This is a genomic window from Stenotrophomonas sp. FR010 (assembly GCF_047520755.2).
GTDB lineage: Bacteria > Pseudomonadota > Gammaproteobacteria > Xanthomonadales > Xanthomonadaceae > Stenotrophomonas > Stenotrophomonas sepilia.
Genome location: NZ_JAXBQT020000006.1, coordinates 77,246 through 98,564 on the forward strand (window position 1 = coordinate 77,246; position 21,319 = coordinate 98,564).

A 21,319-nucleotide genomic window follows, 5' to 3' on the forward strand; every position below is an offset into this window, starting at 1 on the left:
CCATGGCCGAGACCAAGCCCACCGTCATCGTCCGCCGGGTCAGGAAGGCCGGCCACGCCGCCCATCATGGTGGTTCGTGGAAGGTGGCCTATGCCGACTTCGTGACCGCGATGATGGCGTTCTTCCTGGTGCTGTGGCTGATGGCCACCACCAACAAGAACGACCGTGCGGCCATTTCCGAGTACTTCCGCAACCCCAGCCCGTTGAGCGGTCAGAGCGCCACGCCGGCGCCCGGCATGGCCGGCCCGGGCGGCGCCAGCACCTCGATGATCAAGCTGGGCGGTGCCACCGACATTTCGCGTGGCAACAGCAACGACCCCTTCCAGAACCAGAAGGAAGCGGTACCGCAGCCGGTGGACCAGCAGCAGCGCGACAAGCAGCAGCTGGAAGCACTGATGAAGGAGCTGCAGGAAGCGATCAGCAGGAGCCAGGCCCTGGAGCCGTTCAAGGACCAGCTGCTGCTGGACCTGACCCCGGAGGGCCTGCGCATCCAGATCGTGGACAAGCAGAACCGGCCGATGTTCGACCTCGGCAGCGCCACGCTGAAACCGTACACGCAGCAGATCCTGCACGAGCTGGCCAACTACCTGAACCACGTGCCGAACCGGATCAGCCTGACCGGCCACACCGACATCACCGCCTATTCGGCTGCACGTGGCTACGGCAACTGGGAACTGAGCGCCGATCGTGCCAATGCCGCCCGGCGCGCGCTGGTGGACGGCGGCCTGGAGGACAACAAGATCACCCGCGTGGTCGGCCTGTCTTCATCGGTGCTGTTCGACAAGGGCGACCCGCAGAACCCGATCAACCGCCGCATCAGCATCGTGGTGATGACCCAGGCCGCCGAAGCGGCCGCCCTGGCGGGTGCCGGCCCGCAGGTGGGGCTGTCGGCGCCCACCACCGACCCGGACGTGCAGGCCGCGCAGGGTGAGGCGCACTGAACCGGGGTCAGATCCCTTTCCCGTGGAAAGGGATCTGACCCCACCTGCGCGCGGCCGCTACAATGGTGGTCTTTCCGTTTCCAGGTGACCCCACCCCATGTCCCAGTCCTCCAAGGCCAAGCGTGACAAGCGCAAGAAACAGCAGGGCAAGCGCCCGTTCCTCCGCCTGAACGCGCAGCAGCAGGTGCAGAACCATGCCGTGCTGACCAACGAAGACGGCCAGGTGGTCGCCGCCATCGGCCTGCAGGGCCGCGAATGGCTGCTGGCCATTGGTGGCCAGACCATGGGCAACGCCGAGAACCCGGTGCCGATGCTGGCCATGCTCAAACACCTGTCCAACGTGCAGGAGAAGGAAGGCCGCAAGGTCAACCTGGAGTACTCCGAACTGCTGCAGAAGCTGCTGGACACCCTGGCCGCTGAATCCGGCCAGACCGCTGACGAGTATCTGGACAAGCTGGTGTCCGAGTTCGAGACCGTGGAAGCCGAAGAAGGCGAAGAAGCCGCTGAGGCCGCCGAAGGCGATGTGGTTGAAGCTGCTGCCGACGCCGAGGCCACCCCGGCCGCTGACAGCGACAGCAAGCCGCAGGCCTGAACCGGCCGCGGCGGTGACGGTCTACGTCGATGACGCGGTGCATCCCTGGCGCGGACAGCGCTGGGCGCACCTGATGGCCGACACCCTGGCCGAGCTGCACGCGATGGCGGCGCAGCTCGGCATCCCCCCGCGGGCCTTCCAGAACAAGGCCAGCGGTGCCCATTACGATGTCACGGTCGAGCTGCGCGCGCAGGCGATCGCGCTTGGCGCGCGAGCGATTTCCCGGCACACCGAGCGCGAACTGGTCAAGGCGGTGATCGCCAACGCCCGGGCGCAATACCGGCCATAGGCTCGGCTGCCGTTTGCCTTCTGTAGTGCCGAGCCGATGCTCGGCTGCTCTACGCGAAATGCAGCCGAGCGTGGGCTCGGCTCTACAGGCCCGCTCAGAACGGGTCGCTGCCCAGCCGGATTTCCACGTTCAGCAGCGAGCACAGCGCCAGCATCGCGTCGTCGTCACGGGTCAGCGCCATCACGCCGGTGAAGCCGTCGCGGCCGGCATCCACGCTCCACAGCGTGTAGTTGTGCTCGCGCAGGCGGTCGAAGGCGGTGGCCATCAGCTGCACGCCGTCCAGGCCTTCGGCAAAGTCCTCGTCGTCCAGGTCGCCACCCCAGTCCAGCTGCAGGTTGAAGCGCGCCGACAGCTCGTTGACCGCCGACTGCAGCGATTCCAGGTCGTCGCGCTCCACATCGAAACCGGACTGCCAGGCGATGGCGGTGAACAGCGCCGGCAGCCAGTCGCTGTCCGCTTCCAGCGGCTGCCCGTCCTCGGACAGGTGCTCGCGCCAGCGGTTGAACTGCTGCAGGGCCAACTCTTCGTCGCCCGGGTTGATCAGCACCAGCAGGTTCCAGACCCGCGCCTCGAATCCATCCTCGTCGAAGTCGTGGATGTCTTCCTCGAAGTCGAAATAGTCGCTGTTGTCGGGCATGGCGGAACGTCCTCTGGGGCAGGCCGGCATTCTACGGTTTATCCTGTGCCGCTGAAGCCGGCCTTGGTGGCCGTCACTGTGAATGAAGCGATGAGCGATACCCCTCCCGACCATCTGGCGATCAACCCGGCCAGCCCCTTCCATGATGCACAGGTGCTGGAGCGCGGCGTCGGCGTGCGTTTCAACGACGTCGAGCGCGACAACGTCGAGGAATATTCGGTCAGCGAAGGCTGGATCCGCGTGCAGGCCGGCAAGGCCCGCGACCGCCGTGGCAATCCGATGACGATCAAGGTCAAGGGCAAGGTCGAGGTGTATTTCCTGGACCAGAAGCCGGAATAACCGGCTGTTCCGACCTGGGGTCAGATCCCTTTCCTCAGGAAAGGGATCTGACCCCGCTCGACGGCGCATGGCCGCCGCGTCACTCGCGCTTGCGCGATTCCAGCAGGTCCAGGTTGCGGATCAGGCGCCGCGAGATCTCGTCGGAGATCACCCCGCGCCGGGTCAACCGGAACAGTTCCTCGCGCTCGGCATTGAGGCCGGCGCTGCGCAGCTGGCGGTACCCCAGCTCCATGCGCCGCACCTTCTCCGGGTCCACGTCGGGCCCGTCGTTGTCCTTCTCCAGGTGCCGCTGGTACAGCAGGCTCACCCGCGAGGCAGCGTCGTTGTACAGCTGCACGTTCTCGGTGTTCTGGTTCATCACCAGCTGCTGGCGCATGCGCTCGACCCCGGCCAGCGCGGCCTTGGACGACAGCCGGCGTGCCAGGTCCTCTTCCTTGCGCTCGCCCGAATCGGCCGGCAGCTGCAGGCCCTTCAGCAGCTGCGGCAGCGCCACGCTGGCGCCGACCAGCGAGAACAGGATCACCGCCGCGGCCAGGAAGATCACCAGGTCGCGCGCCGGGAACGCGCTGCCATCAGGCAGGAACAACGGCAGGGTCAGCACGCCAGCCAGGGTGATCGCGCCGCGCACGCCGGCCACCGAGGTCGCCACCACGATGCGCCAGTTCGGTGCCTCGCCGCGTTCCAGGCCTCGGCGGCGTGCACGCAGCAGGTTCCAGCGCAGCGATAGCCATACCCACAGCAGGCGCAACAGGATCAGTGCCAGGTTGATCACCACCACGTACACCAGCAGCCACCATGCACTCTGGTGGCCGGACTCGTTCATAGTGGTGGTGGCGCGCTCGACGATGCCGGGCAGCTGCTCGCCCAGCAGCACGAACATGATGCCGTTGAAGCTGAACTGCAGCATGTTCCAGACGCCCGCGCGCTGTACGCGCATGCTGCCGGAGACACGGCCGGTCAGCTCGACGTAGCTCATCGCGATACCGGCGGCGACTGCGGCGAGGATGCCCGAGGCATGGATTTCTTCGGCCAGCAGGTAGGCCGCGAACGGGATCAGCAGGTTGACCAGCATCGCCGCACCCGGCTCTTCGCCGAAGCGGCGCCACAGCCAGCGCTGGAAGGTCGACACACCAAGGGTGACCGCCACGCCCACCGCAAGGCCGGCCACGGCCACCCACACGAAGGTCAGCGAGGCCGTGGCCAGCGAGAAGGAACCGGTCATCACCGCCGCCACCGCGAAGCGGAAGCAGACCAGGCCGGACGCATCGTTGAGCAGCGACTCGCCTTCCAGGATGTGCATCAGTCGCTTGGGAATCGGTGCCTTGGAGGCGATCGCGCCGACCGCCACCGGGTCGGTCGGCGAGACGATGGCCGCCAGCGCAAAGCACACCGCCAGCGGCATCACCGGAATCATCCAGTGGATCAGCAGGCCGGCACCGATGACGGTGAACACCACCAGGCCGAACGCCAGTTCGAGGATCGCGCCCTTGTCGCGGAACAGGCCCTGCTTGGGGATGCGCCAGCCATCAAGGAACAGCAGCGGCGGCAGGAACAGCAGGAAGAACACTTCCGGCTCCAGCGCGTGGCCGCGGTTGAACACCCCGGCGATGACCGCGCCCAGGCCGATCTGCACCAGCGGCAGCGGCAACGAGAACGGCAGGACGCGAACCAGGTAGCCGCTGGCGACAACGGCCACCAGCATCGCCAGGACGACTTCAATGGTATGCATGCTTCTTCCAGGAAGCGGCGCGCGGGGAGGCTCGAAGGCCAGCGCCGGAAACCCGGAAAAAACTACCACATGCGGCCATGAGCGCGACGGCCGGGGCGGTCGCGCGTCAGCCCCGGCTCATGCCCCGTCGAAGCGGTACAGGTCCATGGCGAGGAAGCCGGCGTCGATGCCGGCATCGATGCGCCGCGCACCGAAGCTGTCCTCGCCGGCTGCGCCCATCGCGAAGAACAGCGGCAGCAGGTGCTCGTCGGTCGGGTGCGCGCGTTCGGCGAACGGCGCCTGCCGGCGGTAGTCGAACAGGGCCTGGCGATCATCGGCGGCCAGGCGCTGCTCGACCCACTCGATGAAGGGCCGCACGTACGGTGCTTCCTTGCCGTCCTGGTAGTCGCCCCAGTCGTGCAGGTTGTGGGTGATGCTGCCCGAGCCGACCAGCAGCACGCCCTGCTCTCGCAGTGGCGCCAGCGCGCGGCCCAGCGCGAACTGGTGCCCGGGGCCGAGCAGCGGCTGGATCGACAGCGGCACCACCGGGATGTCGGCTTGCGGGCGCAGCAGCCGCAGCGGCACCCACGCGCCATGGTCGAGGCCACGCTGAGGGTCGAGCGCCACCGGCAGGCCGGCAGCGGCGATGCGGCCGGCCACTTCTTCGGCCAGCGCCGGATCGCCGGGCGCCGGGTACTGCAGTTCGAACAGTGCGCGCGGGAAGCCGCCGAAGTCATGGATCGTCGGCGGCTGCGGATGCGCGCCGACCCGCGGCTGCCGCCCCAGCCAGTGCGCCGAGGCCATCACGATGGCGCGCGGCGTCGGCAGGTCGCGCGCCAGCTCGGCCAGGCGCACGCCGACCTGGCCCGGATGCAGGGCGGTCATCGGCGAGCCGTGGGAGATGTACAACGAAGGCAGGCGGGACATGGAATGCTCCAGTTGCAGGGTCAGGCGGCGATCAGCGCGAACGCAGGGTCCACTTGCCGTCGCCGACCAGGAACAGCACCACCAGCGCCAGCGCCCAGAACGCCGGGTATTCCCAGCCGCCGCCGGCATTGGCGAAACCGAAGCCGTTGGCGCCGTGCACGGTGACGATGGTGCCCAGCAGCAACGGGACGCCGGCCAGGCCCACCCAGCGCGCGTAGATGCCCAGCAGCAGCGCAGTGGTGATCACCAGCTCGGCGCCGATGGTGAGGTAAGCCAGCACGCCGGGCAGGCCCAGCGATTCGAAAAATGCCGCCGTACCGGCCGGGGTGAATACCAGCAGCTTGATCAGCGCATGGACCAAGAACAGCACGCCCAGGGCCAGGCGCAGCAGGGTGGCACCGTACGGGGCCAGCGGCGAGACAGGAGCGGTCGTGGTGTGCATGGCAAAGCACTTTGAAGGGAATGGAGACAGGTTATTGCGCCTTTACGAGCCGATAAATACGATCGCTTGACCGTATTTATTTCAGAAGACGCAACAATGGACACCCTCGAGGCGATGCGCGTGTTCGTAGCGGTGGTCGAGCGCAACGGCTTCAGTGCCGCCGCGCAGGCCCTGGACATGTCGACCGCCGGCGTCACCCGCCAGGTCGCGGCACTGGAAAAGCGCCTGTCCACCCGCCTGCTCCACCGCACCACGCGGCGGGTCAGCCCCACCAGCACCGGCGCCGCCTATTACGCCCAGTGCGTGCGCCTGCTGGCCGAGTTCGACGCGCTGGAGGCCAGCATCGGCGCGCAGGCGCTGGAACCCTCCGGCACGCTGCGCATCAACGCACCGGTCAGCTGGGGCATCGCCCGCCTTGGCCCGTTGCTGGCCAGCTACCGCGAGCGCTTCCCGCAGGTGGAACTGGACCTGGCCCTGTCCGACCGCCTGGTGGACATGGTCGAGGAAGGCTACGACGTGGCCATCCGCATCACCCGCGAGCCGAGCCCGGCGCTGATCGCGCGCCGGCTGGGCGAATCGCGGGTGAGCCTGTGCGCGGCGCCGTCCTACCTGGCTGCACGCGGCACCCCACAGACGCCGCAGGACCTGCAGGATCACGCGTGCCTGAGCTACAGCTACTGGGCCGCTGGCGACCACTGGCCGCTGCAGGGACCCGGCGGTGAAGTGAAGGTGGCGGTGAACAGCCTGCTGCACGCCAACAACGGCGACGTGCTGCGCGAAGCGGCGATCGCCGGCATGGGTGTGATCCTGCAACCCGACTTCCTGCTGGAAGACGCGCTGGCCGATGGCCGCCTGGTGCGCGTGCTACCGGAATGGGAGGCCTCGCCGATCGGCATCTTCGCGGTGTATGCCAGCCGTAGCCACCTGGCGCCGAAGGTGCGCAGTTTCATCGACCACCTGGTGGAGGCCGGGGTGTAGCCGAGGATGGCACTTGCCGGCCAGCGGCCGGCACTACCGTCATGCTTCCGTCTGATGCTTGCCGGCCAGCGACCGGCACTACCGTCATGCTTCAGTCGGGTAGTGCCGGCCGCTGGCCGGCAAATACGAAGCCCCGATCAGGCAGGGACTTCATCCAGCGCGTCGATGATCCGCTCCAGCGGCGCCGGCTGCCCCAGCAGGTAGCCCTGCACCTGGTCACAGCCGTGCGCGGCCAGCCAATCCAGCTGCCCCGGCGTTTCCACGCCCTCGGCGATGATGGTCAGGCCCATGCTGTGGCCGAGCGACAGCAATGCGCGGCAGATCGAAGCGTTGCGCGGATTGGTTTCCACGTCGGCGACGAAACTGCGATCGATCTTCAGGATGTCCAGCGGCAGGTGCTGCAGATAGGACATGCTGGAATAGCCGGTGCCGAAATCGTCCAGCGACACGCTGATGCCCTGCTCGTGCAGGCGTTGCATGGTCTGCATCGCCTGCGCCGGCTTGCGCATCAGGCTGCTCTCGGTCAGCTCCACGTGCAGCGCACCGCGGGCCAGGCCGAATTCCTGCTGGGCTCGGGTGAACTCGGCCACCAGGTCGCTGTTGAAGAACTGCACCGCAGACACGTTGACCGCGATCGGCAGCTCGCCCCAACCGGCCTCGACCAGCCGCCGCTGTGCCTTCGCCGCGGCGCGGATCACCCAGCGGCCCAGCGCCAGGATCAACCCGGTGTCCTCGCACAGCTGGATGAACTCGTTGGGCGGGATGAAGCTGCCATCGGCCTGCGGCCAGCGCAGCAGGGCCTCCAGCGCGGCCGGGCTGCCATCGCTGGCGTGCCGGATCGGCTGGAAGTACAGCTGGAACTCGTTGTCGATGGCGGCGTGGATGCGCCCGGCCAGGCGCAGGCGGTCGGCCAGCCGCGTGGTCACTGCCGCATCGAACCAGACCACCACGTTGCCCTCGGCACGCGCCGCGTGCGCGGCCTGCGCGGCCATGCCGATCACCTGTTCGGCGCTGTGGCCGTCACCGGCAGTGTGCACGGCCACACCGATGCGCGGCTCGAACTGGTGCAGTGAATCCTTGCCACGCATCGGCGCTGACACGATCTGCAGCAGGTCATCCAGCACGCGCTGGGTATCGTGCTCGGGCCCGATCGCGAACACGAAGTCTTCCGCCGGCTGGAATGCCAGCGTGCCGCAACGCGCCCCCAGTCCACCGAGCCGGGTCGCCATTGACTGCAGCACCGCATCGCCGATCTCACGGCCCAGCGTATCCGCCACCAGCTGCAGGCCACGCAACTGCACGAAGGCGATGGTATAGCCCTGCTGCTGCTCGTCCAGCTGTTCGGTCAGGGCGCGCACGTTGAGCAGGCCAGTGGCCGGGTTGTGCCGTGCCCGATAGGCCAGGTCGCGCTCGTAGGCCAGCCTTTCGCTGACATCCTCGGCCAGCACGAGGCACGCCGGCTGTCCATCGAAATCGAGTTTGGACAGGTGTGCGCGCACCTCGAACACACTACCGTCCTTGCGCCGGTGCAGGCGCACGGTCGCGTCCGGAGGATCGCCCACCTGTGCGCGCTGGATGGCACCACGCACTTCGTCCCAGCCTTCGCGCGGGCGGATGTCGAGGATGCTCATCGCCAGGAACTCGTCGCGGCTGTAGCCGTACTGGCGCACCGCAGCGTCGTTGACCTCGATGAAGCGCAGCGTATCCGGGTCGAACACCCAGAACGGTGCAGGATTGCGGTCGAACAGCAGCCGGAAGCGCCGTTCCACTTCGCTCACCTGCTCGCGCGCCTGGTAACGCTCGCTCAGGTCGGTCAGCGCGCCGATCATGCGCCGCTCGCTGTCGGCCACTTCCACCCGCTGCCCACGCGCGCCCACCCAGCGCACCTCGCCCCCGGGCAATACCAGGCGGAACACCTGGTCGAGCACGGCGCCGCCGGCGAATGCCTGGTCAAAGGCATGCTGCAGGCGCGCGGCATCGTCGCGGTGCACGCGTGCGAAGAAATCGGCCACCGACAGCGCATCGGTCTGCACGCCAAAGATCTCGCGCGCCAGCGGCGACCAGCGCAGCAATGCGGCGTCCTCATCCACGTACCAGGTACAGACACGACCGACCTGGTGCGCAAGACGCAGCTCGGCGTGGCCTGTTTTCAGCTCCTCGGCCATCGCCTGCTGGCTGCGGGTGCTGCGCCGCACGGCGTACAGCAGCACCAGCAACACCGCGATGTAAGCCAGTACGATCGCCACCGACGCCTGCAGGTACGGCCACCACGGCGCCAGTACGTCTTCGTCGGCCAGGCCGACCTGCACCGCCAGCGGGCTGTGTTCCAGCGTGCTGATGGTCATGATGCGCGGTACGCCGTCGACCACACCCGGCACGCTGCCCAGCTCGACCACCGCCTGCGTGCCGAGCAGGTCACGGCGCGGCAGGCCGTAGCGGCGGCCCACCGTGCCGTGCGGATCAGGCACGCGGGCCAGCATGTAACCCTCGGCATCGCTGATCGAGACCAGTCCGTTGGGGCCGACATCGAGGCCGCCGACGATGCGTTGCAGTTCGCCACAGCGCAACCGTGCCAGCAGCCAGCGTTCGCCGGCCATCGGCAGCGCCAACGGCACCACCCAACCGCCATCGCTGGCCCGCTGCGGCGGGCCGATGTACAGGGCGCTGCCCTGGCCACGACGCTGCGGGTCGGTCCACAGCGGCAGCTGCAGGTCGCCCTCGCCGGCCGTCAACGGTCGGCCATGGCGGTCGAGCACGGCGATGCTGTGCAGTTCGGCATGCCGGCCCAGCACCCCGCCGATGGAGGCATCCATCAAGGCCGGCGCCTGCGCAGGCACGCTGCGGAACAGCTCGGCGGCGTCGGCGGCGATGCCGGACATGGCGCGCTCCAGGTTGCGCAGTTCCAGCGCCAGCAGGCGCTCGCTGCCCACCGCCAGCGCCCGGCTCTGCCGCTGTGCCGCTTCCAGGCGGCGGTGGTAGTCATTGACCAGCATGAGGGTCAGGCCGGTTACCAGCAGCACGCCCAGCAGCACTCCGCCCCAGGTAATGGCGCGCAGCGGGCGGGCCAACGCGCGTTTCAGCGCGGGCATCGGCGGGTGTTCCTTGTGCAGTCGGCTGGCTTCATGCGCGAACGAATCCTCCACGTCCCCGACCTCAACGGCCGGTGGACGCCATTCTTGACGCCTGACCCGCCCCCGCATGGCCACCTCCCCGTGTCCGCGCAGGGCTCCAGGGTCCAGCATGCACCACCCCGGTGACGGCGTGAAGATCGCGTCTGCGCGTTCAGCCAGATCCTGCACAGGACGGGCGGCGCAAGGACGCGGCCAGTGGCGCCGGAGCGGATTAGACTTGGGGTTTTCCGCTGCAAGAGAAGTCCATGTCCAAGCTGCGCCGTCCCACCCTGGCGCTGGCCATCGTTGCCAGCCTGTCCCTGGCCGCCTGTGACCGCCCGGCCGAACCGGCCGCCGGTGCCACCGCGCCGGCCGATGCCGCCCCCGCTGCGGCCAAGCCGATGCTGGGCAGTTTCGGCTTCGATGCCAGCGGCATGGATCGCAGCATCGCCGCCGGCGACGACTTCTTCGGCTTCGCCAATGGCACCTGGGTGAAGAACACCGAGATTCCGGCCGACCGCTCGCGCTTCGGCAGCTTCAACGTCATTGCCGAGAAGACCCTGGCCGATACCCGCGCCATCCTTGAAGGGGCGGCCGGCAACACCAAGGCCAGCGGTGACGACAAGCTGATCGGCGATTACTACGCCGCCTACATGGATGAGGCTGGCATCGAGCAGCGCGGTCTGGCGCCGGTGCAGCCGCAGCTGAAGGCGATCGATGCGATCGCCGACAAGGCCGGGCTGGCCCGTGCCCTGGGCGGCGACCTGCGCGCCGACGTCGACCTGCTCAATGCCACCAACTTCTACACCGACCGCCTGTTCGGCCTGTGGGTGTCGGTGGACCTGCTGCAGCCGGACCGCACCGCGCCGTACCTGGTGCAGGGCGGGCTGGGCATGCCCGACCGCGATTTCTACCTGGGCGGCGGCCGCATGGCCGAGCTGCGCAAGCAGTACCAGGCCTACATCGCGCAGATGCTGCAGCTGGCCGGTGTGGCCGACCCGGCCGGCAAGGCGCAGCGCATCCTGGCACTGGAAACGAAGATCGCGCAGGCGCATGCCACCCAGGAAGAAACCAATGATGTGACCAAGGGTGCCAATCCGTGGACCCAGGCCGACTTCAATGCCAAGGCGCCCGGCATGGACTGGAACGCCTTCCTCGACGCGGCCGCGCTGGGCAAGCAGCAGGACTTCATCGTGTGGCAGCCCAAGGCCGTGGCCGGCCTGTCCAGGCTGGTCGCCACCGAGCCACTGGAGGTGTGGAAGGACTACCTGGCCTTCCACGCGCTGAACCGTGCCGCCGCCTACCTGCCGAAGAAGTTCGCCGATGCCCGCTTCGCCTTCCATGGCACCGCGCTGAGCGGCACGCCGCAGCAGAGCGACCGCTGGAAGCGCGCCGTGGACGATGCCAACCATGCCGTCGGCGAAGCGATCGGCAAGCGCTATGTCGAGAAGCACTTCGACGCGAAGACCAAGGAACGCGCGGACGAGATGGCAAAGAACATCATTGCCGCCTTCGCCAAGCGCATCGACGCGCTGTCGTGGATGTCGCCGCAGACCAAGGCGAGCGCCAAGGCGAAGGTGGCCGGCCTGACCGTGGGCATGGGCTATCCGGAAAAGTGGCGCGACTACACTGGCCTTGAGATCCGCCGTGATGACCCGCTGGGCAATGCGCAGCGCGCCGAGCTGTTCGAGTACCAGCGCAACATCGCCAAGCTGGGCAAGCCGGTCGACCACAGCGAGTGGGCGATGCTGCCGCAGACCATCAACGCGATGAACGTACCGCTGGAGAATCGCCTGGTGTTCCCGGCCGCGATCCTGCAGCCGCCGTTCTTCGACGGCGCCGCCGACGACGCGGTGAACTACGGTGCGATCGGCGCGGTGATCGGCCACGAGATCAGCCATGGCTTCGACAACGCCGGTGCGCTGTTCGATGAAACCGGCAAGCTGCACAACTGGTGGACCGCCGAGGACCTGAAGCAGTTCAACGCCGCCGGTGATGCGCTGGCCGCGCAGTTCAGCAGCTACGAGCCGTTCCCCGGCGTGCATGTGAACGGCAAGCTGACCCTGGGCGAGAACATCGCTGACGTGGCCGGCCTGGGCACCGCCTACGATGCCTACCAGCTGTCGCTGCAGGGCAAGCCGGGCCAGGCCCTGGAAGGCTTTACCCCGGACCAGCGCTTCTTCCTCGGCTTCGCCCAGGCGTGGCGCAGCAAGAGCCGCGAGCAGGCGCTGCGCAACTCGCTGCTGACCGATGTGCATGCACCGGGCCAGTTCCGCGCACTGACCGTGCGCAACATCGACGCCTGGTACCCGGCGTTCGAGGTGAAGGAAGGCCAGAAGCTGTACCTGGCCCCGGACAAGCGGGTCAAGGTGTGGTGATGTAACCGGAACGGGCGCCGCAAGGCGCCCGTTTCACTTGCGGGTAGCTGCCAACCTTGGTTGGCGCTTCCGCGGCACCGCGAAAAGCGTGCCAACCAAGGTTGGCACCTACCAGGCAACCGCGGGCCACTCGCGCAGGATCTCCACCGGCGCGCCCATGCGTGCACAGGCGCGGCTGGCGAGGCCGTCGGGCAGCGCACGGCGGAACAGCGGCGCCATGCCCTGCATCAGCTTCGCAGACGCCGCAGCCTGGGCGCGCTGACGGCCACTGCGTGCAAGCATGCCTTCGGCCCAGTCCGGCAGCAGCGCCGCACCCGCACCGAGGAACACCTCGCGCGACAGGCCCGGCACCGGTACCGGCAGGCGCACCCCGGACAGCACCTCCAGCACCTCGCGCGAGCGCTCATCCACACGCAGCTCCGGCTGACGTGCACAGAAGTACGCCGCCACTTCCGCTTCGCTGCGCGGCACATCCACCGCGCCCAGTGCCTCGGCCACGCAACGGTACTCGTCGTAATAGCGATCGGCGATGTGCGCCGGCACCTCGCGCCCGTAGCGTCGGAACCCCTGCAGGAAACCGAAGGCTTCGGTCACGTGCACCCAGGTCAGCAACTGCGGATCGTCGGCGGCGTAGGGCTCGCCCTGCGCGGTCTGGCCGCGGATCTGCGCATGGATGCGGCGCACCCTGGCCACCAGCGCCTCCACCTCGCCGCTGGGCGCATAGCTGGTGCCGGCAACGAAGGCGGTGGTGCGGCGCAGCCGACCCACCAGGTCCTGGCGGAAATTGGAGTGGTCATAGACCCCGGCCAGCGCGCGTGGGTGCAGGGTCTGCAGCATCAGCGCGCACAGGCCACCGGCGAGCATCGAGGGAAATTCGGCGTGCAGCCGCCAGGTGACGCTGTCCGGGCCGAACCAGCCCGGATCGCCCTGCGGATGGTCGTAGTCGATACCACTCTGGCCGCGCGGGAAGGCGTCCAGTACCCAGCGTCGGATCGGCGCCGTGACGGGGCGGGAGAGTCGCTGCAGCAAGGCCGGCATCACAGGTCCAGGAGAGGCGGAAGAACAGTCGCGTCTTGCGCGGTTGGCTCCGATTCTCGGCGATCACGCCTCCGGCGGCGAGCCTCCCCGCTCAGCGACGGTTTCATGTGCGGCCGCAGCACGTTTCACCCTGCGACATCCTGTCGCAGGCCGTGACTGCGATGCTGCATCGCATCAATTTTCACTCCCACCGGTCAAACCCTTGCGCCGCTTGGCATTGCCCCCATTGCACGGCTCGCTGGAAGTGCTAGAACTGGATCCGCCACACCGTCCAATGCTGATCGACGCACGTTCCACAAGGAGCCAGCCATGATTGCCTTGTTCAAGGGTTTGGGAATTCTGCTTCGCGACAACGAGCTCTACAGCAGCCCGTTCGACAAACAGGTGGCGCACTGGCGCAACCTCAGCGAGCAGCAGATCCGCGATGAAGTGGCTGTGCTGGCCCAGGCCAAGTGCCAGTGGCTGATCGCCTCGATCGTCGGCTGGCAGGCGGCCTCGCTGCTGATCCTGGGCCTGATCGCCAACTACCTGTGGCGCGACGACTTCCATATCACCTTCACCCGCGTGGTGATCGTGTTCGGCTCGTGGGTGTCGATCCTGTTCGTGATCTGGTTCATGGCCAACATGTTCGATCAGCAGGCCGGCTTCGAGCGCTGGATGAAGGCGTTCAACAGCCGCGCCCGCATCAGTTCCAAGGCCGACAGCGTGGAGCACGTGGCCGAGGCGCTGGACCTGGCCGAGCACTATCCGGAAGTGCTGGACTACAAGCAGGCGGTCACCGCCAAGCGCGAACTGCGCCACGAGGACATCCGCATCATGACCGAGATCGGCCGGATGAAGCAGCACTCCGAACTGGTCGGCCGCCTCAACCATGTGGGCGAGACCGAGCACCATCACGACCTGACACTGCAACCTGCCTACTGAGCCTTCAGGGAAGCGGGGGGACCCACACTGCCACCGTGATCACTCACGGTGGCAGTGTTCCATCGGGTCCTGGCTGACGCACTGGCGGAAGCCGTCGGGTAGCCCACGCATGGCCTCAGTCTTGCCTGCTGCAACGGCGAACCGGCGCAGCGGCGGTGTAGTGCACGCGGCATCGGTGCTGCACGCTGGGTCCAGCACCAGGTAATGGCAGTGGCCACTGCTGCTGGCAATGCACTGGAAGCGCGCCTCGCCATCGACCACCGTACTCTTGCTGTACAGCGTGTCCACGCCATTGGCATGGGTGCGGGTGATCGAGGTGTTGCGGGATTTTTCGCAGCCGGCCAATGCCAGCACGGCCACGCACGCAATCAGCAGACGGGACATGTTCATTCCTCGGTGCAGGGGGATGCGGCTGCGGCTACATGCCGCGGAACAGGCTCATGAACGGCTGGCTGACCACCAGCGTCTCCGTCCGCCCGCGCAGGCGCAGCACGCCGCGCCCGGTATCGTCGCGGCTGACCGCCGCCACTGCCTTCATGTTGACGATGGTCGAACGATGGATCTGGCGGAAGTGCTGCGCATCAAGCACTTCCAGCAGCTCGCGCAATGGCGTGCGCAGCAGGCTTTCGCCGCTGGCGGTGACCACGGTGGTGTACTTGTTGTCCGCGCGGAAGTACGCCACGTCTTCCAGCATGATCAGCTGCGTCTCGCGCCCGTTGCTGGCGGTGATCCAGGCCAGTGGCGGGCGCTCGGCCGCGCCCTGCGACGGGCCCAGCCGCTGCAGCAGGCGCTCGAGCACGGCATCGTCCTGGCGCGTCGATGGCAGCCGCGACAGGATGCGTTCGCGGGTGGCCAGCAGGCGCTCGTCGCTGACCGGCTTCAACAGGTAATCCATCGCGCCCTGCTCGAACGCATCGATGGCGTACTGGTCGTAGGCGGTGACGAACACTACCTGGGTGCGCGGGCTCAGCTCGGACAGCGAGCGTGCCACCTCGATGCCGCTGATGCCAGGCATGCGGATATCGAGAAAGGCGATGTCCGGCTGCTTCTCGGCCAGCTGCTCCAGCGCGCTGGCGCCGTCCTCGCACTCGGCCACCAGCTTCAGGTCCGGCCACAGCCGGCGAAGTTGCTCCACCAGCGACTGCCGCAGCAGTTCTTCGTCTTCAGCGATCAGTGCCTCAAGCGACATGGCTGCGCTCCTTGTGCGACTGCGGCAGGGTCATGGTCGCTGCCACGCCACTGGGGAAGTTGGCGACGATCGCCACGCCGGCCTGCTCACCACAGGTCAGGCGCAGGCGCTCGCGCAGGTTCTTCAGGCCGATGCCGGTACCACTGGTGCCCTGGCCGAAGCCGAGCCCATCGTCGGCCACGGTCACCGTCACGTGGTCATCGAAGCCGCGCGCCAGGATCCAGATCGTGCCGCCGCCGGGCTTGGGTTCAAGGCCATGCTTGATCGCGTTTTCCACCAGCGTCTGCAGCGCCATCGCCGGCAGGTGCACGCCATGCAGTTCGCTGGGCACCTGCACTTCCACCGCCAGCCGTGCGCCCATGCGGATGCGCAGGATCTCCAGGTAGGCGCGGGTGCGTTCCAGCTCCACGCCCAGCGTGGACACCGATTCGTCCACCTGTGGCAACGAGCTGCGCAGGTACTGGATCAGGTGGCCGAGCATCTGCTCGGCCCGTGCCGGGTCGGTGCGGGTCAATACCTGCGCGTTGGCCAGCGTGTTGTAGAGGAAGTGCGGTTCCACCTGCGCATGCAGCAGGTTCAGCCGCGCCACCGACAGTTCCTTTTCCACCTGGGTCTGTTCGGCCGCAGCCTGTTCGTCGCGGCGCTGGTCGGCGACGCGGCGACTGATCGCACGGGTGACTGCTTCAGCGTTCTCGAAGTTGCTGCCCTCGTCCAGCGCCAGCAGGTCGGCCCACCAGCCGGCATCGGGTTCGAACAGCAGGGTAACGGTGCTGGTGCCCTGCCCCGGCGTGACCGTTGCCAGCACGCTGTTGCGCTTGATCGCCAGCCGCGCAGGCAGGTTCCAGCGCGATGGCTGGCGGCCATTCCAGAGATCGACCCGGCGCACATAGGCGCGCACCTGCAGGCTGCCGGCCGAGCTTTCCACGTCTTCCACGCGGGGTAGTTCGGAGATTGCCGCCTCCACCACCGAGAAGGCGTGGCCGGCGTCCATCGGCAGTTCGATCTGGCGGCGCTGGCGACCGGACAGGGTGGTGGCGTCCAGGCGACCGGCCACCAGCCAGACCCGGCGGATGTGGGTGATGGCACTGCCCAGCGCGGAAATGATCAGGAACATCGCCAGCAGGCCGAAAATCCAGCCCGGGCCATCGTTCATGCCACTGAAGATGCCGCTCCAGACCATGCCAGCGACGAACAGCGCCGCAGCCCAGGCCAGCAGGTGACGGAACAGGAGTGAGAGGCTGGCGAACACGGCGGCGCCTTGGAGGAAGGGGGTGAGCCGAGCATAGGGCGGCCGGCCGGGCAAGCAAGCGGCCTGCGACGAAGAGCCGGAAAGTGCGGATGGAAGCCGTTCTGGTAGTGCCGGCCGCTGGCCGGCATCCCGTTATGTCCGCAAACCTGGCAGCAGTGCCGGCCAGCGGCCGGCACTACCGGTGCTTCTTACTTGCGCTGGCCGGCGCTGGCGTCACGCACGGCGCGGAACGACTCGTCCTTGCTCCAGTTCGGCCAGGCACGGGAGTTGGCCAGCTGGTTGCCCAGCGTGTACAGCACTTCCAGGTCGCGGGCGGCACCGGCGAACACCCAGTCCGGCTGCCATTCGTCGCCCTGCTGGTGGTAACGCTTGGCGGTGTAGTCCTCGGAGGCTTTCTTGCCTGCGGCGACGCCACCGTCCACCCAGTCCTGGCCGGCCGACCAGGACAGCGCCGGCACGCCACGCTTGGCGAACGGGAAGTGATCGGAGCGGAAGAACAGGCCCGCTTCCGGCTTCGGGTCCGGCGTGTAGCGGATATCCCAGCCCTTGGCCACGTCCTTCAGCTGGTCCAGCAGCTCGAAACGCGCGGCGCCGTAGATGCCGAAGTCACGCGACGGGCCGAACGGCGCCATGCCGTCCATGTTGATCACCGCCACGGTCTTTTCCAGCGGGTACAGCGGATGGGTGGCGTAGTACTCCGACCCCAGCAGGCCCTTTTCCTCGGCGGTGACCGCCAGGAACAGCAGCGAGCGCTCCGGGCGCTTTTCCTTGGCGAAGCCACGGGCAAGCTCGATCAGCGAGGCGGTACCGCTGGCGTTGTCCAGTGCGCCGTTGAAGATGCGGTCGCCACGCGCGTCCGGCTCGCCCACGCCGATGTGGTCCCAGTGCGCGCTGTAGATGATCGTCTCGTCCGGGTGGCGGCTGCCTTCCAGGCGTGCGGCCACGTTGTGCGAGGTGATCACTTCGGTCTTCACCGCGTACTTCGCGTCCAGGCTGGCGCCGGTCAGCGGCACCGGGGTGAAGTCGCGCTGCTGCGCCTTCTTCTTCAGCGCCTCGAAGTCCTGCCCGGCGGAGCGGAACAGCTCCACCGCTAGGTCGCGCTGGATCCAGCCTTCCAGCAGCGGGTGGCTTTCGGCCGGGTTGTCGCGCACCACGTCGAACATGGTGTTGGTGTTGGAACCGGCCACGGTGGCCCAGCCATAGGAGGCCGGTGCGGTCTCGTGCACGATCAGCACGCCCAGTGCTCCCTGGCGCGCGCCTTCCTCGTACTTGTAGGTCCAGCGGCCGTAGTAGGTCATGCCCTTGCCGTCGAAATCACCCTGGCCGGTCTCGAAGTCCGGATCGTTGATCAGTACGACGGCGATCTTGCCCTTCAGGTCTACGCCCTTGAAGTCGTCCCAGTTGCGCTCCGGCGCTTTCACGCCATAGCCGAGGAACACCAGCGGGGCCTTGCTGATGTCGACGTTGCTGGCGCCGTTCATGGCGGCGCGCACGGCAATCTGCTTGCCCTGCTCCAGCGCAACGGTCTTGCCGCCCTGGTGCAGCGCCAGCTGCGGTGTGCCGACGATGTCGCCCTTGCGCAGCGGCACGGCCTGGGTCCACAGGCGCTTGCCGTCCTTCAGGTCGCCGCCCGGCTGCAGCCCGGCATCGGCGAACTGCTTGCTGAGATAGGCGATGGTCTTCTCTTCGCCAGCGGTGGCCGGCGAGCGGCCTTCGTAGGCGTCGGAGGCCAGTTCCTTGACGTCGGCGGAGATCCGCGCGCCATCGAATTTCGGGGTGGCCGCCATCAGTGCGCTCGACACCGACAGGGCCAGCACGCCCAGTACCACTCGTTTCATTGCTCTCTCCAGCAGGGAAATCCTTCTGGAGTGTAATGGGATTCGGCAGGGCTGCGCCCTGCGCCTGCCGAAACAACGGCAACAGCCGAAGCAACAGCAAAAGCTGGTTTCCTGAGGGTAGGCGGGGTGGGTCCGGCTGCGGGGGACGCCGTAAATACGTCCATGTAGGCTCGGTCGCCGCATCCATGCGGCTCACGCCCCCGCAACCGGACCCACCCCGCCTTCGACAGGTTCCCGCTGCTGTTGGTGGGTGTCGACCATGGTCGACACGGACGGAAACAAGAAGGGGTCAGATCCCTTTCCCGGCAGGAAAGGGCTCTGACCCCATCTGTGTGTCGCTTGGGCGTGTTACCAGTTCGGGTCTTCGGCCGGGGCGGCAGCAGGTTTGGGCTTCGGCTTGGCCACCGGGCGCGCGGCGGTAGCCGGTGCTGCCGAGGCCGTTGCGCCAGCAGCGGCGGCAGCCGGCTTGCTGCCCAGCTTCTGGCGCAGTTCGATCTGGCCCGGACGGAAGCCGCCGCGCATCGCGTCAACGCCATCTTCGATGGTGCCGTACGAGGTCTGCGCAGCCACGCGGTCGATGCGGATGGTGCAGCACGGGTGTTCGCTGCGGCCCAGCGAACGGCCAGTCTGTGGGTCCTTCAGTTCCTCGCCCAGGCGCACGGCCTGCCAGCGCTGGCCGGCCTGCACGGTGTCACCGCCCTGGCTCAGCACCACCTGGTCACCGTCCACCGACACCACCGATACCGGGAACAGCGTGGTGACGATGCTGGTGCCGATCTGGCCGGACAGCGATTCCATCATCGCCGCGGCCATGTTGCGGCCGTTCACCACACGCGGCAGCGTGCTCGGGCCGGTCGAGGCCAACTGGTGGTCGAAGCTGTCGGACATCACCACCTGGCCGGTGGTGGCGTTGACCAGGCGCAGGGTGATGCGGCCGCCACCGGAGTACGAGGTCACCTGACGGTCGGACATGCGCAGGTTGCGCACGCTGCGCGGGTACTCGAAGCGTTCGATGGTCGGGATCAGGATCAGGTCGGTCGCCAGCTGCTGGCCGACGCGTGCGGTGTCCTGCAGGCGCACGTTGCCGCTGTTGATGTGGTCGATCTCGGCCTGCAGCTCGTCACCGAACTCGCGATCCAGCACGATGAAGCGCTGGGTCTGGGTCAGCGTGTCGGACAGGCGTGCGCGGATCGCGTCGGCCACTTCGTCCGCGTCCACGCGGCCGTCGCCCACGGCGTAGCTGCCGGCCTTGGTGCGCGGCAGTGCAACCACGATCTTCGGCTTGCCCTGCTCGTCCGGTGCGCGGTACTGGGCGATCTGGGCACGCACGCGTACCTTCCAGTAGCTGCGCATGCTGCGGTGGGTCACGTCGGAATCGAACGAGCTTGCGCCACGCTTGGCATCGACGCTGACCTTCTCGTCGTAGCGCTCCTTGACACTGGCCGAGGCACCGCCGCCCTTGGCCGTGGCTTCGCCAGAGGCGCTGGCAGAGGCCGAACCCTTGAAGCTCCAGCCTTCATCGCTGGCGCGCACGCGGGCGATGGTTTCCTCGTCCAGCTGCCGCACTTCGTCCTGCGACAGGATTTCATAGCCCAGCACCGCGCCCTGCGAGCCGGCGATCATCTGCTGGGTGAACGCGTCGGCGCGGATATCGCCGACGTGTTCATCATCCACGTCCACATGCAGGCCTGCGCGCAGGCTCTGCATCTGGCTGGCCACGCGTACGCCGTTGACCTGCGCCACCGCCGACTGCAGCGCCGCCAGCACCGCCAGTTCCGGGGTGCTGCCGATGCCGTCGGCCTCGCGCGCGACCTGGGTGGTGCCGCCGAAATCCGGCGTGCCACGCAGGGGCGCGGCTTCCACCGGCGCATTGCTGGCCAGTGCACTGGTTGCCTTGTCCTTGGCGGGTGTGGGCGCATCGGCGGCCGGGGTGTCCTGCTTGCCGCAGGCTGCAAGCAGCACGGCAGCCAGGCCCAGGCCGATCAAACGGGAGGTCGTACGCATGGGGTTGATCCTCGGATCAGATCGAGTCGAGCATCGAATCGGCGTTCGACGGCACCTTCACCTTGCTCTTCTTGGCGAAGGTCACGGCCGACTTGGTCGAGCCGTACAGGCCCTGGATGAAGCCCGGCGATTCCTTGGCCACCCATGCACCGGCAGCCAGCTTGCGGCCGACGGTGGCCATCTGGGTGGCGCCCAGGTTCTTCATGCCGGCGGTGAAGTTGCTGGCTTCGCCGCCCAGCTTCTGCGCTTCGGCAGCCGACGCCAGCAGCGAGACCAGGCCTTCGGCGTAGTGCTGCTTGGATTCAGCGTTCAGCTCCGGCTGCGCGGCCTGGCGCTCGTCGATCGCGGCCTGGGCGGCTTCGCTGACCGACACCGACTTCTTCATCGCATCGACGCTGACCGAACCCGACGACAGCGCCTGGCGCTCGGCTTCCAGCAGCTGCACCTGCTCGGCCAGGCCGAAGGCACGGGCGAACGAGGTCTGGGCCTGCAGCGAGTGCGACTGCGAGCTGACGAAACGACGCACCAGTGCTTCCTGCGCGGCTTCATCCGGTGCGGCGGCGCTGGAGGCGCTGCTGCTGGAGGTACCGGTGGCGGCGCCGGCCAGGTCCTTCAGCTTGCCCAGGCCAGCGTGCGCCGGCATCGACAGGGTGGCGGCCGCGATGGCCAGGACAAGAGCGGTATTGCGGATCATGTGAGAGTCCTTTGGGAGAGACGGCCGCCAAGCGGCACGTGG

General features: G+C 67.8%; 19 protein-coding genes. 7 read left to right on the forward strand and 12 right to left on the reverse strand.

The features are described 5' to 3' along the window. The first annotated feature begins 2 nt into the window (after window positions 1-2). The 3 genes from motB (at window position 3) to ACM0PK_RS07365 (ending at window position 1,822) form a co-directional block, all read left to right on the forward strand. Complete coding sequence (motB, locus tag ACM0PK_RS07355; protein ID WP_231352507.1) at window positions 3-941, forward strand: flagellar motor protein MotB; 939 nt, start codon at window positions 3-5, stop codon at window positions 939-941. Window positions 942-1,038: 97 nt separating this feature from the next. Next, window positions 1,039-1,533: a hypothetical protein gene (locus ACM0PK_RS07360; protein WP_049440119.1), complete on the forward strand. Its 495-nt coding sequence runs from the start codon at window positions 1,039-1,041 to the stop codon at window positions 1,531-1,533. Window positions 1,534-1,546: 13 nt separating this feature from the next. Next, window positions 1,547-1,822: a DUF4031 domain-containing protein gene (locus ACM0PK_RS07365; RefSeq protein ID WP_061478631.1), complete on the forward strand. Its 276-nt coding sequence runs from the start codon at window positions 1,547-1,549 to the stop codon at window positions 1,820-1,822. A 94-nt stretch (window positions 1,823-1,916) separates the two neighbouring features. Here ACM0PK_RS07365 and ACM0PK_RS07370 read toward each other — a convergent pair whose 3' ends face one another. Continuing rightward, on the reverse strand, window positions 1,917-2,459 hold the full coding sequence (locus ACM0PK_RS07370; RefSeq protein WP_134969290.1) for a DUF6630 family protein: 543 nt from the start codon (window positions 2,457-2,459) through the stop codon (window positions 1,917-1,919). 90 nt (window positions 2,460-2,549) lie between these two features. Here ACM0PK_RS07370 and ACM0PK_RS07375 point away from each other — a divergent pair, with 90 nt between their 5' ends. After that, window positions 2,550-2,798 carry a DUF3297 family protein gene (locus ACM0PK_RS07375; protein ID WP_414606973.1) on the forward strand — a complete coding sequence of 83 codons (249 nt, stop codon included), beginning with the start codon at window positions 2,550-2,552 and terminating at the stop codon, window positions 2,796-2,798. Window positions 2,799-2,877: 79 nt separating this feature from the next. Here ACM0PK_RS07375 and ACM0PK_RS07380 read toward each other — a convergent pair whose 3' ends face one another. From ACM0PK_RS07380 to ACM0PK_RS07390, 3 genes are all read right to left on the reverse strand, one after another. Continuing rightward, window positions 2,878-4,527: a Na+/H+ antiporter gene (locus ACM0PK_RS07380; RefSeq protein ID WP_069140060.1), complete on the reverse strand. Its 1,650-nt coding sequence runs from the start codon at window positions 4,525-4,527 to the stop codon at window positions 2,878-2,880. A gap of 117 nt (window positions 4,528-4,644) precedes the next feature. Beyond that, window positions 4,645-5,433, reverse strand: coding sequence for a dioxygenase family protein (locus ACM0PK_RS07385; protein ID WP_180886299.1), 789 nt, complete (start codon window positions 5,431-5,433; stop codon window positions 4,645-4,647). Window positions 5,434-5,464: 31 nt separating this feature from the next. Then, a complete protein-coding gene (locus ACM0PK_RS07390) occupies window positions 5,465-5,875 on the reverse strand; it encodes a DoxX family protein (protein WP_061478627.1) in 411 nt (136 codons plus the stop codon). A gap of 96 nt (window positions 5,876-5,971) precedes the next feature. Here ACM0PK_RS07390 and ACM0PK_RS07395 point away from each other — a divergent pair, with 96 nt between their 5' ends. Next, the gene (locus tag ACM0PK_RS07395; RefSeq protein WP_111201833.1) at window positions 5,972-6,853 is read left to right on the forward strand and encodes a LysR family transcriptional regulator; all 882 of its coding nucleotides are present in this window, start codon (window positions 5,972-5,974) and stop codon (window positions 6,851-6,853) included. A gap of 137 nt (window positions 6,854-6,990) precedes the next feature. Here ACM0PK_RS07395 and ACM0PK_RS07400 read toward each other — a convergent pair whose 3' ends face one another. Beyond that, window positions 6,991-10,053, reverse strand: a complete 3,063-nt coding sequence (locus ACM0PK_RS07400) for a bifunctional diguanylate cyclase/phosphodiesterase (RefSeq protein WP_414607009.1) — start codon at window positions 10,051-10,053, stop codon at window positions 6,991-6,993. 176 nt (window positions 10,054-10,229) lie between these two features. On the opposite strand from ACM0PK_RS07400, the gene ACM0PK_RS07405 reads away from it, so the two are divergent. Then, the gene (locus tag ACM0PK_RS07405; RefSeq protein WP_414606974.1) at window positions 10,230-12,341 is read left to right on the forward strand and encodes a M13 family metallopeptidase; all 2,112 of its coding nucleotides are present in this window, start codon (window positions 10,230-10,232) and stop codon (window positions 12,339-12,341) included. A gap of 108 nt (window positions 12,342-12,449) precedes the next feature. Here the strand turns inward: ACM0PK_RS07405 and ACM0PK_RS07410 are convergent, their stop codons facing one another. Further along, entirely contained in the window at window positions 12,450-13,379 is a 930-nt protein-coding gene (locus ACM0PK_RS07410; protein ID WP_072167724.1) for an oxygenase MpaB family protein, read from the reverse strand. 309 nt (window positions 13,380-13,688) lie between these two features. Here ACM0PK_RS07410 and ACM0PK_RS07415 point away from each other — a divergent pair, with 309 nt between their 5' ends. Continuing rightward, entirely contained in the window at window positions 13,689-14,303 is a 615-nt protein-coding gene (locus ACM0PK_RS07415) for a hypothetical protein (RefSeq protein WP_005415104.1), read from the forward strand. A gap of 39 nt (window positions 14,304-14,342) precedes the next feature. On the opposite strand, the gene ACM0PK_RS07420 is transcribed toward ACM0PK_RS07415, so the two are convergent. The 6 genes from ACM0PK_RS07420 to ACM0PK_RS07445 form a co-directional block, all read right to left on the reverse strand. Continuing rightward, window positions 14,343-14,687: a hypothetical protein gene (locus ACM0PK_RS07420; RefSeq protein WP_061478652.1), complete on the reverse strand. Its 345-nt coding sequence runs from the start codon at window positions 14,685-14,687 to the stop codon at window positions 14,343-14,345. A gap of 34 nt (window positions 14,688-14,721) precedes the next feature. After that, window positions 14,722-15,492, reverse strand: a complete 771-nt coding sequence (locus ACM0PK_RS07425; protein WP_414606975.1) for a LytR/AlgR family response regulator transcription factor — start codon at window positions 15,490-15,492, stop codon at window positions 14,722-14,724. Beyond that, on the reverse strand, window positions 15,482-16,741 hold the full coding sequence (locus ACM0PK_RS07430) for a sensor histidine kinase (RefSeq protein ID WP_414606976.1): 1,260 nt from the start codon (window positions 16,739-16,741) through the stop codon (window positions 15,482-15,484). Before ACM0PK_RS07430 ends, ACM0PK_RS07425 begins: the two co-directional genes overlap by 11 nt. Window positions 16,742-16,929: 188 nt before the next feature. After that, window positions 16,930-18,579, reverse strand: a complete 1,650-nt coding sequence (locus ACM0PK_RS07435) for a M28 family metallopeptidase (RefSeq protein ID WP_072167722.1) — start codon at window positions 18,577-18,579, stop codon at window positions 16,930-16,932. A gap of 348 nt (window positions 18,580-18,927) precedes the next feature. Continuing rightward, window positions 18,928-20,583 carry a CsgG/HfaB family protein gene (locus ACM0PK_RS07440; RefSeq protein ID WP_414606977.1) on the reverse strand — a complete coding sequence of 552 codons (1,656 nt, stop codon included), beginning with the start codon at window positions 20,581-20,583 and terminating at the stop codon, window positions 18,928-18,930. A 16-nt stretch (window positions 20,584-20,599) separates the two neighbouring features. Continuing rightward, window positions 20,600-21,277 (reverse strand): hypothetical protein, encoded by a 678-nt coding sequence (locus tag ACM0PK_RS07445; RefSeq protein WP_005415096.1) that lies wholly within the window; start codon window positions 21,275-21,277, stop codon window positions 20,600-20,602. Between the last annotated feature and the right edge of the window lie 42 nt (window positions 21,278-21,319).

Coding starts and splice junctions, on each gene's coding strand:
- ACM0PK_RS07395 (WP_111201833.1), top strand. CDS start 5,972: ATGGACACCCTCGAGGCGATGCGCGTGTTCGTAGCGGTGGTCGAGCGC.
- ACM0PK_RS07410 (WP_072167724.1), bottom strand. CDS start 13,379: ATGCCGGCCTTGCTGCAGCGACTCTCCCGCCCCGTCACGGCGCCGATC.
- ACM0PK_RS07390 (WP_061478627.1), bottom strand. CDS start 5,875: ATGCACACCACGACCGCTCCTGTCTCGCCGCTGGCCCCGTACGGTGCC.
- ACM0PK_RS07375 (WP_414606973.1), top strand. CDS start 2,550: ATGAGCGATACCCCTCCCGACCATCTGGCGATCAACCCGGCCAGCCCC.
- ACM0PK_RS07445 (WP_005415096.1), bottom strand. CDS start 21,277: ATGATCCGCAATACCGCTCTTGTCCTGGCCATCGCGGCCGCCACCCTG.
- ACM0PK_RS07360 (WP_049440119.1), top strand. CDS start 1,039: ATGTCCCAGTCCTCCAAGGCCAAGCGTGACAAGCGCAAGAAACAGCAG.
- ACM0PK_RS07370 (WP_134969290.1), bottom strand. CDS start 2,459: ATGCCCGACAACAGCGACTATTTCGACTTCGAGGAAGACATCCACGAC.
- ACM0PK_RS07415 (WP_005415104.1), top strand. CDS start 13,689: ATGATTGCCTTGTTCAAGGGTTTGGGAATTCTGCTTCGCGACAACGAG.
- ACM0PK_RS07425 (WP_414606975.1), bottom strand. CDS start 15,492: ATGTCGCTTGAGGCACTGATCGCTGAAGACGAAGAACTGCTGCGGCAG.
- ACM0PK_RS07400 (WP_414607009.1), bottom strand. CDS start 10,053: ATGCGGGGGCGGGTCAGGCGTCAAGAATGGCGTCCACCGGCCGTTGAG.
- ACM0PK_RS07405 (WP_414606974.1), top strand. CDS start 10,230: ATGTCCAAGCTGCGCCGTCCCACCCTGGCGCTGGCCATCGTTGCCAGC.
- ACM0PK_RS07380 (WP_069140060.1), bottom strand. CDS start 4,527: ATGCATACCATTGAAGTCGTCCTGGCGATGCTGGTGGCCGTTGTCGCC.
- motB (WP_231352507.1), top strand. CDS start 3: ATGGCCGAGACCAAGCCCACCGTCATCGTCCGCCGGGTCAGGAAGGCC.
- ACM0PK_RS07435 (WP_072167722.1), bottom strand. CDS start 18,579: ATGAAACGAGTGGTACTGGGCGTGCTGGCCCTGTCGGTGTCGAGCGCA.
- ACM0PK_RS07385 (WP_180886299.1), bottom strand. CDS start 5,433: ATGTCCCGCCTGCCTTCGTTGTACATCTCCCACGGCTCGCCGATGACC.
- ACM0PK_RS07420 (WP_061478652.1), bottom strand. CDS start 14,687: ATGTCCCGTCTGCTGATTGCGTGCGTGGCCGTGCTGGCATTGGCCGGC.
- ACM0PK_RS07440 (WP_414606977.1), bottom strand. CDS start 20,583: ATGCGTACGACCTCCCGTTTGATCGGCCTGGGCCTGGCTGCCGTGCTG.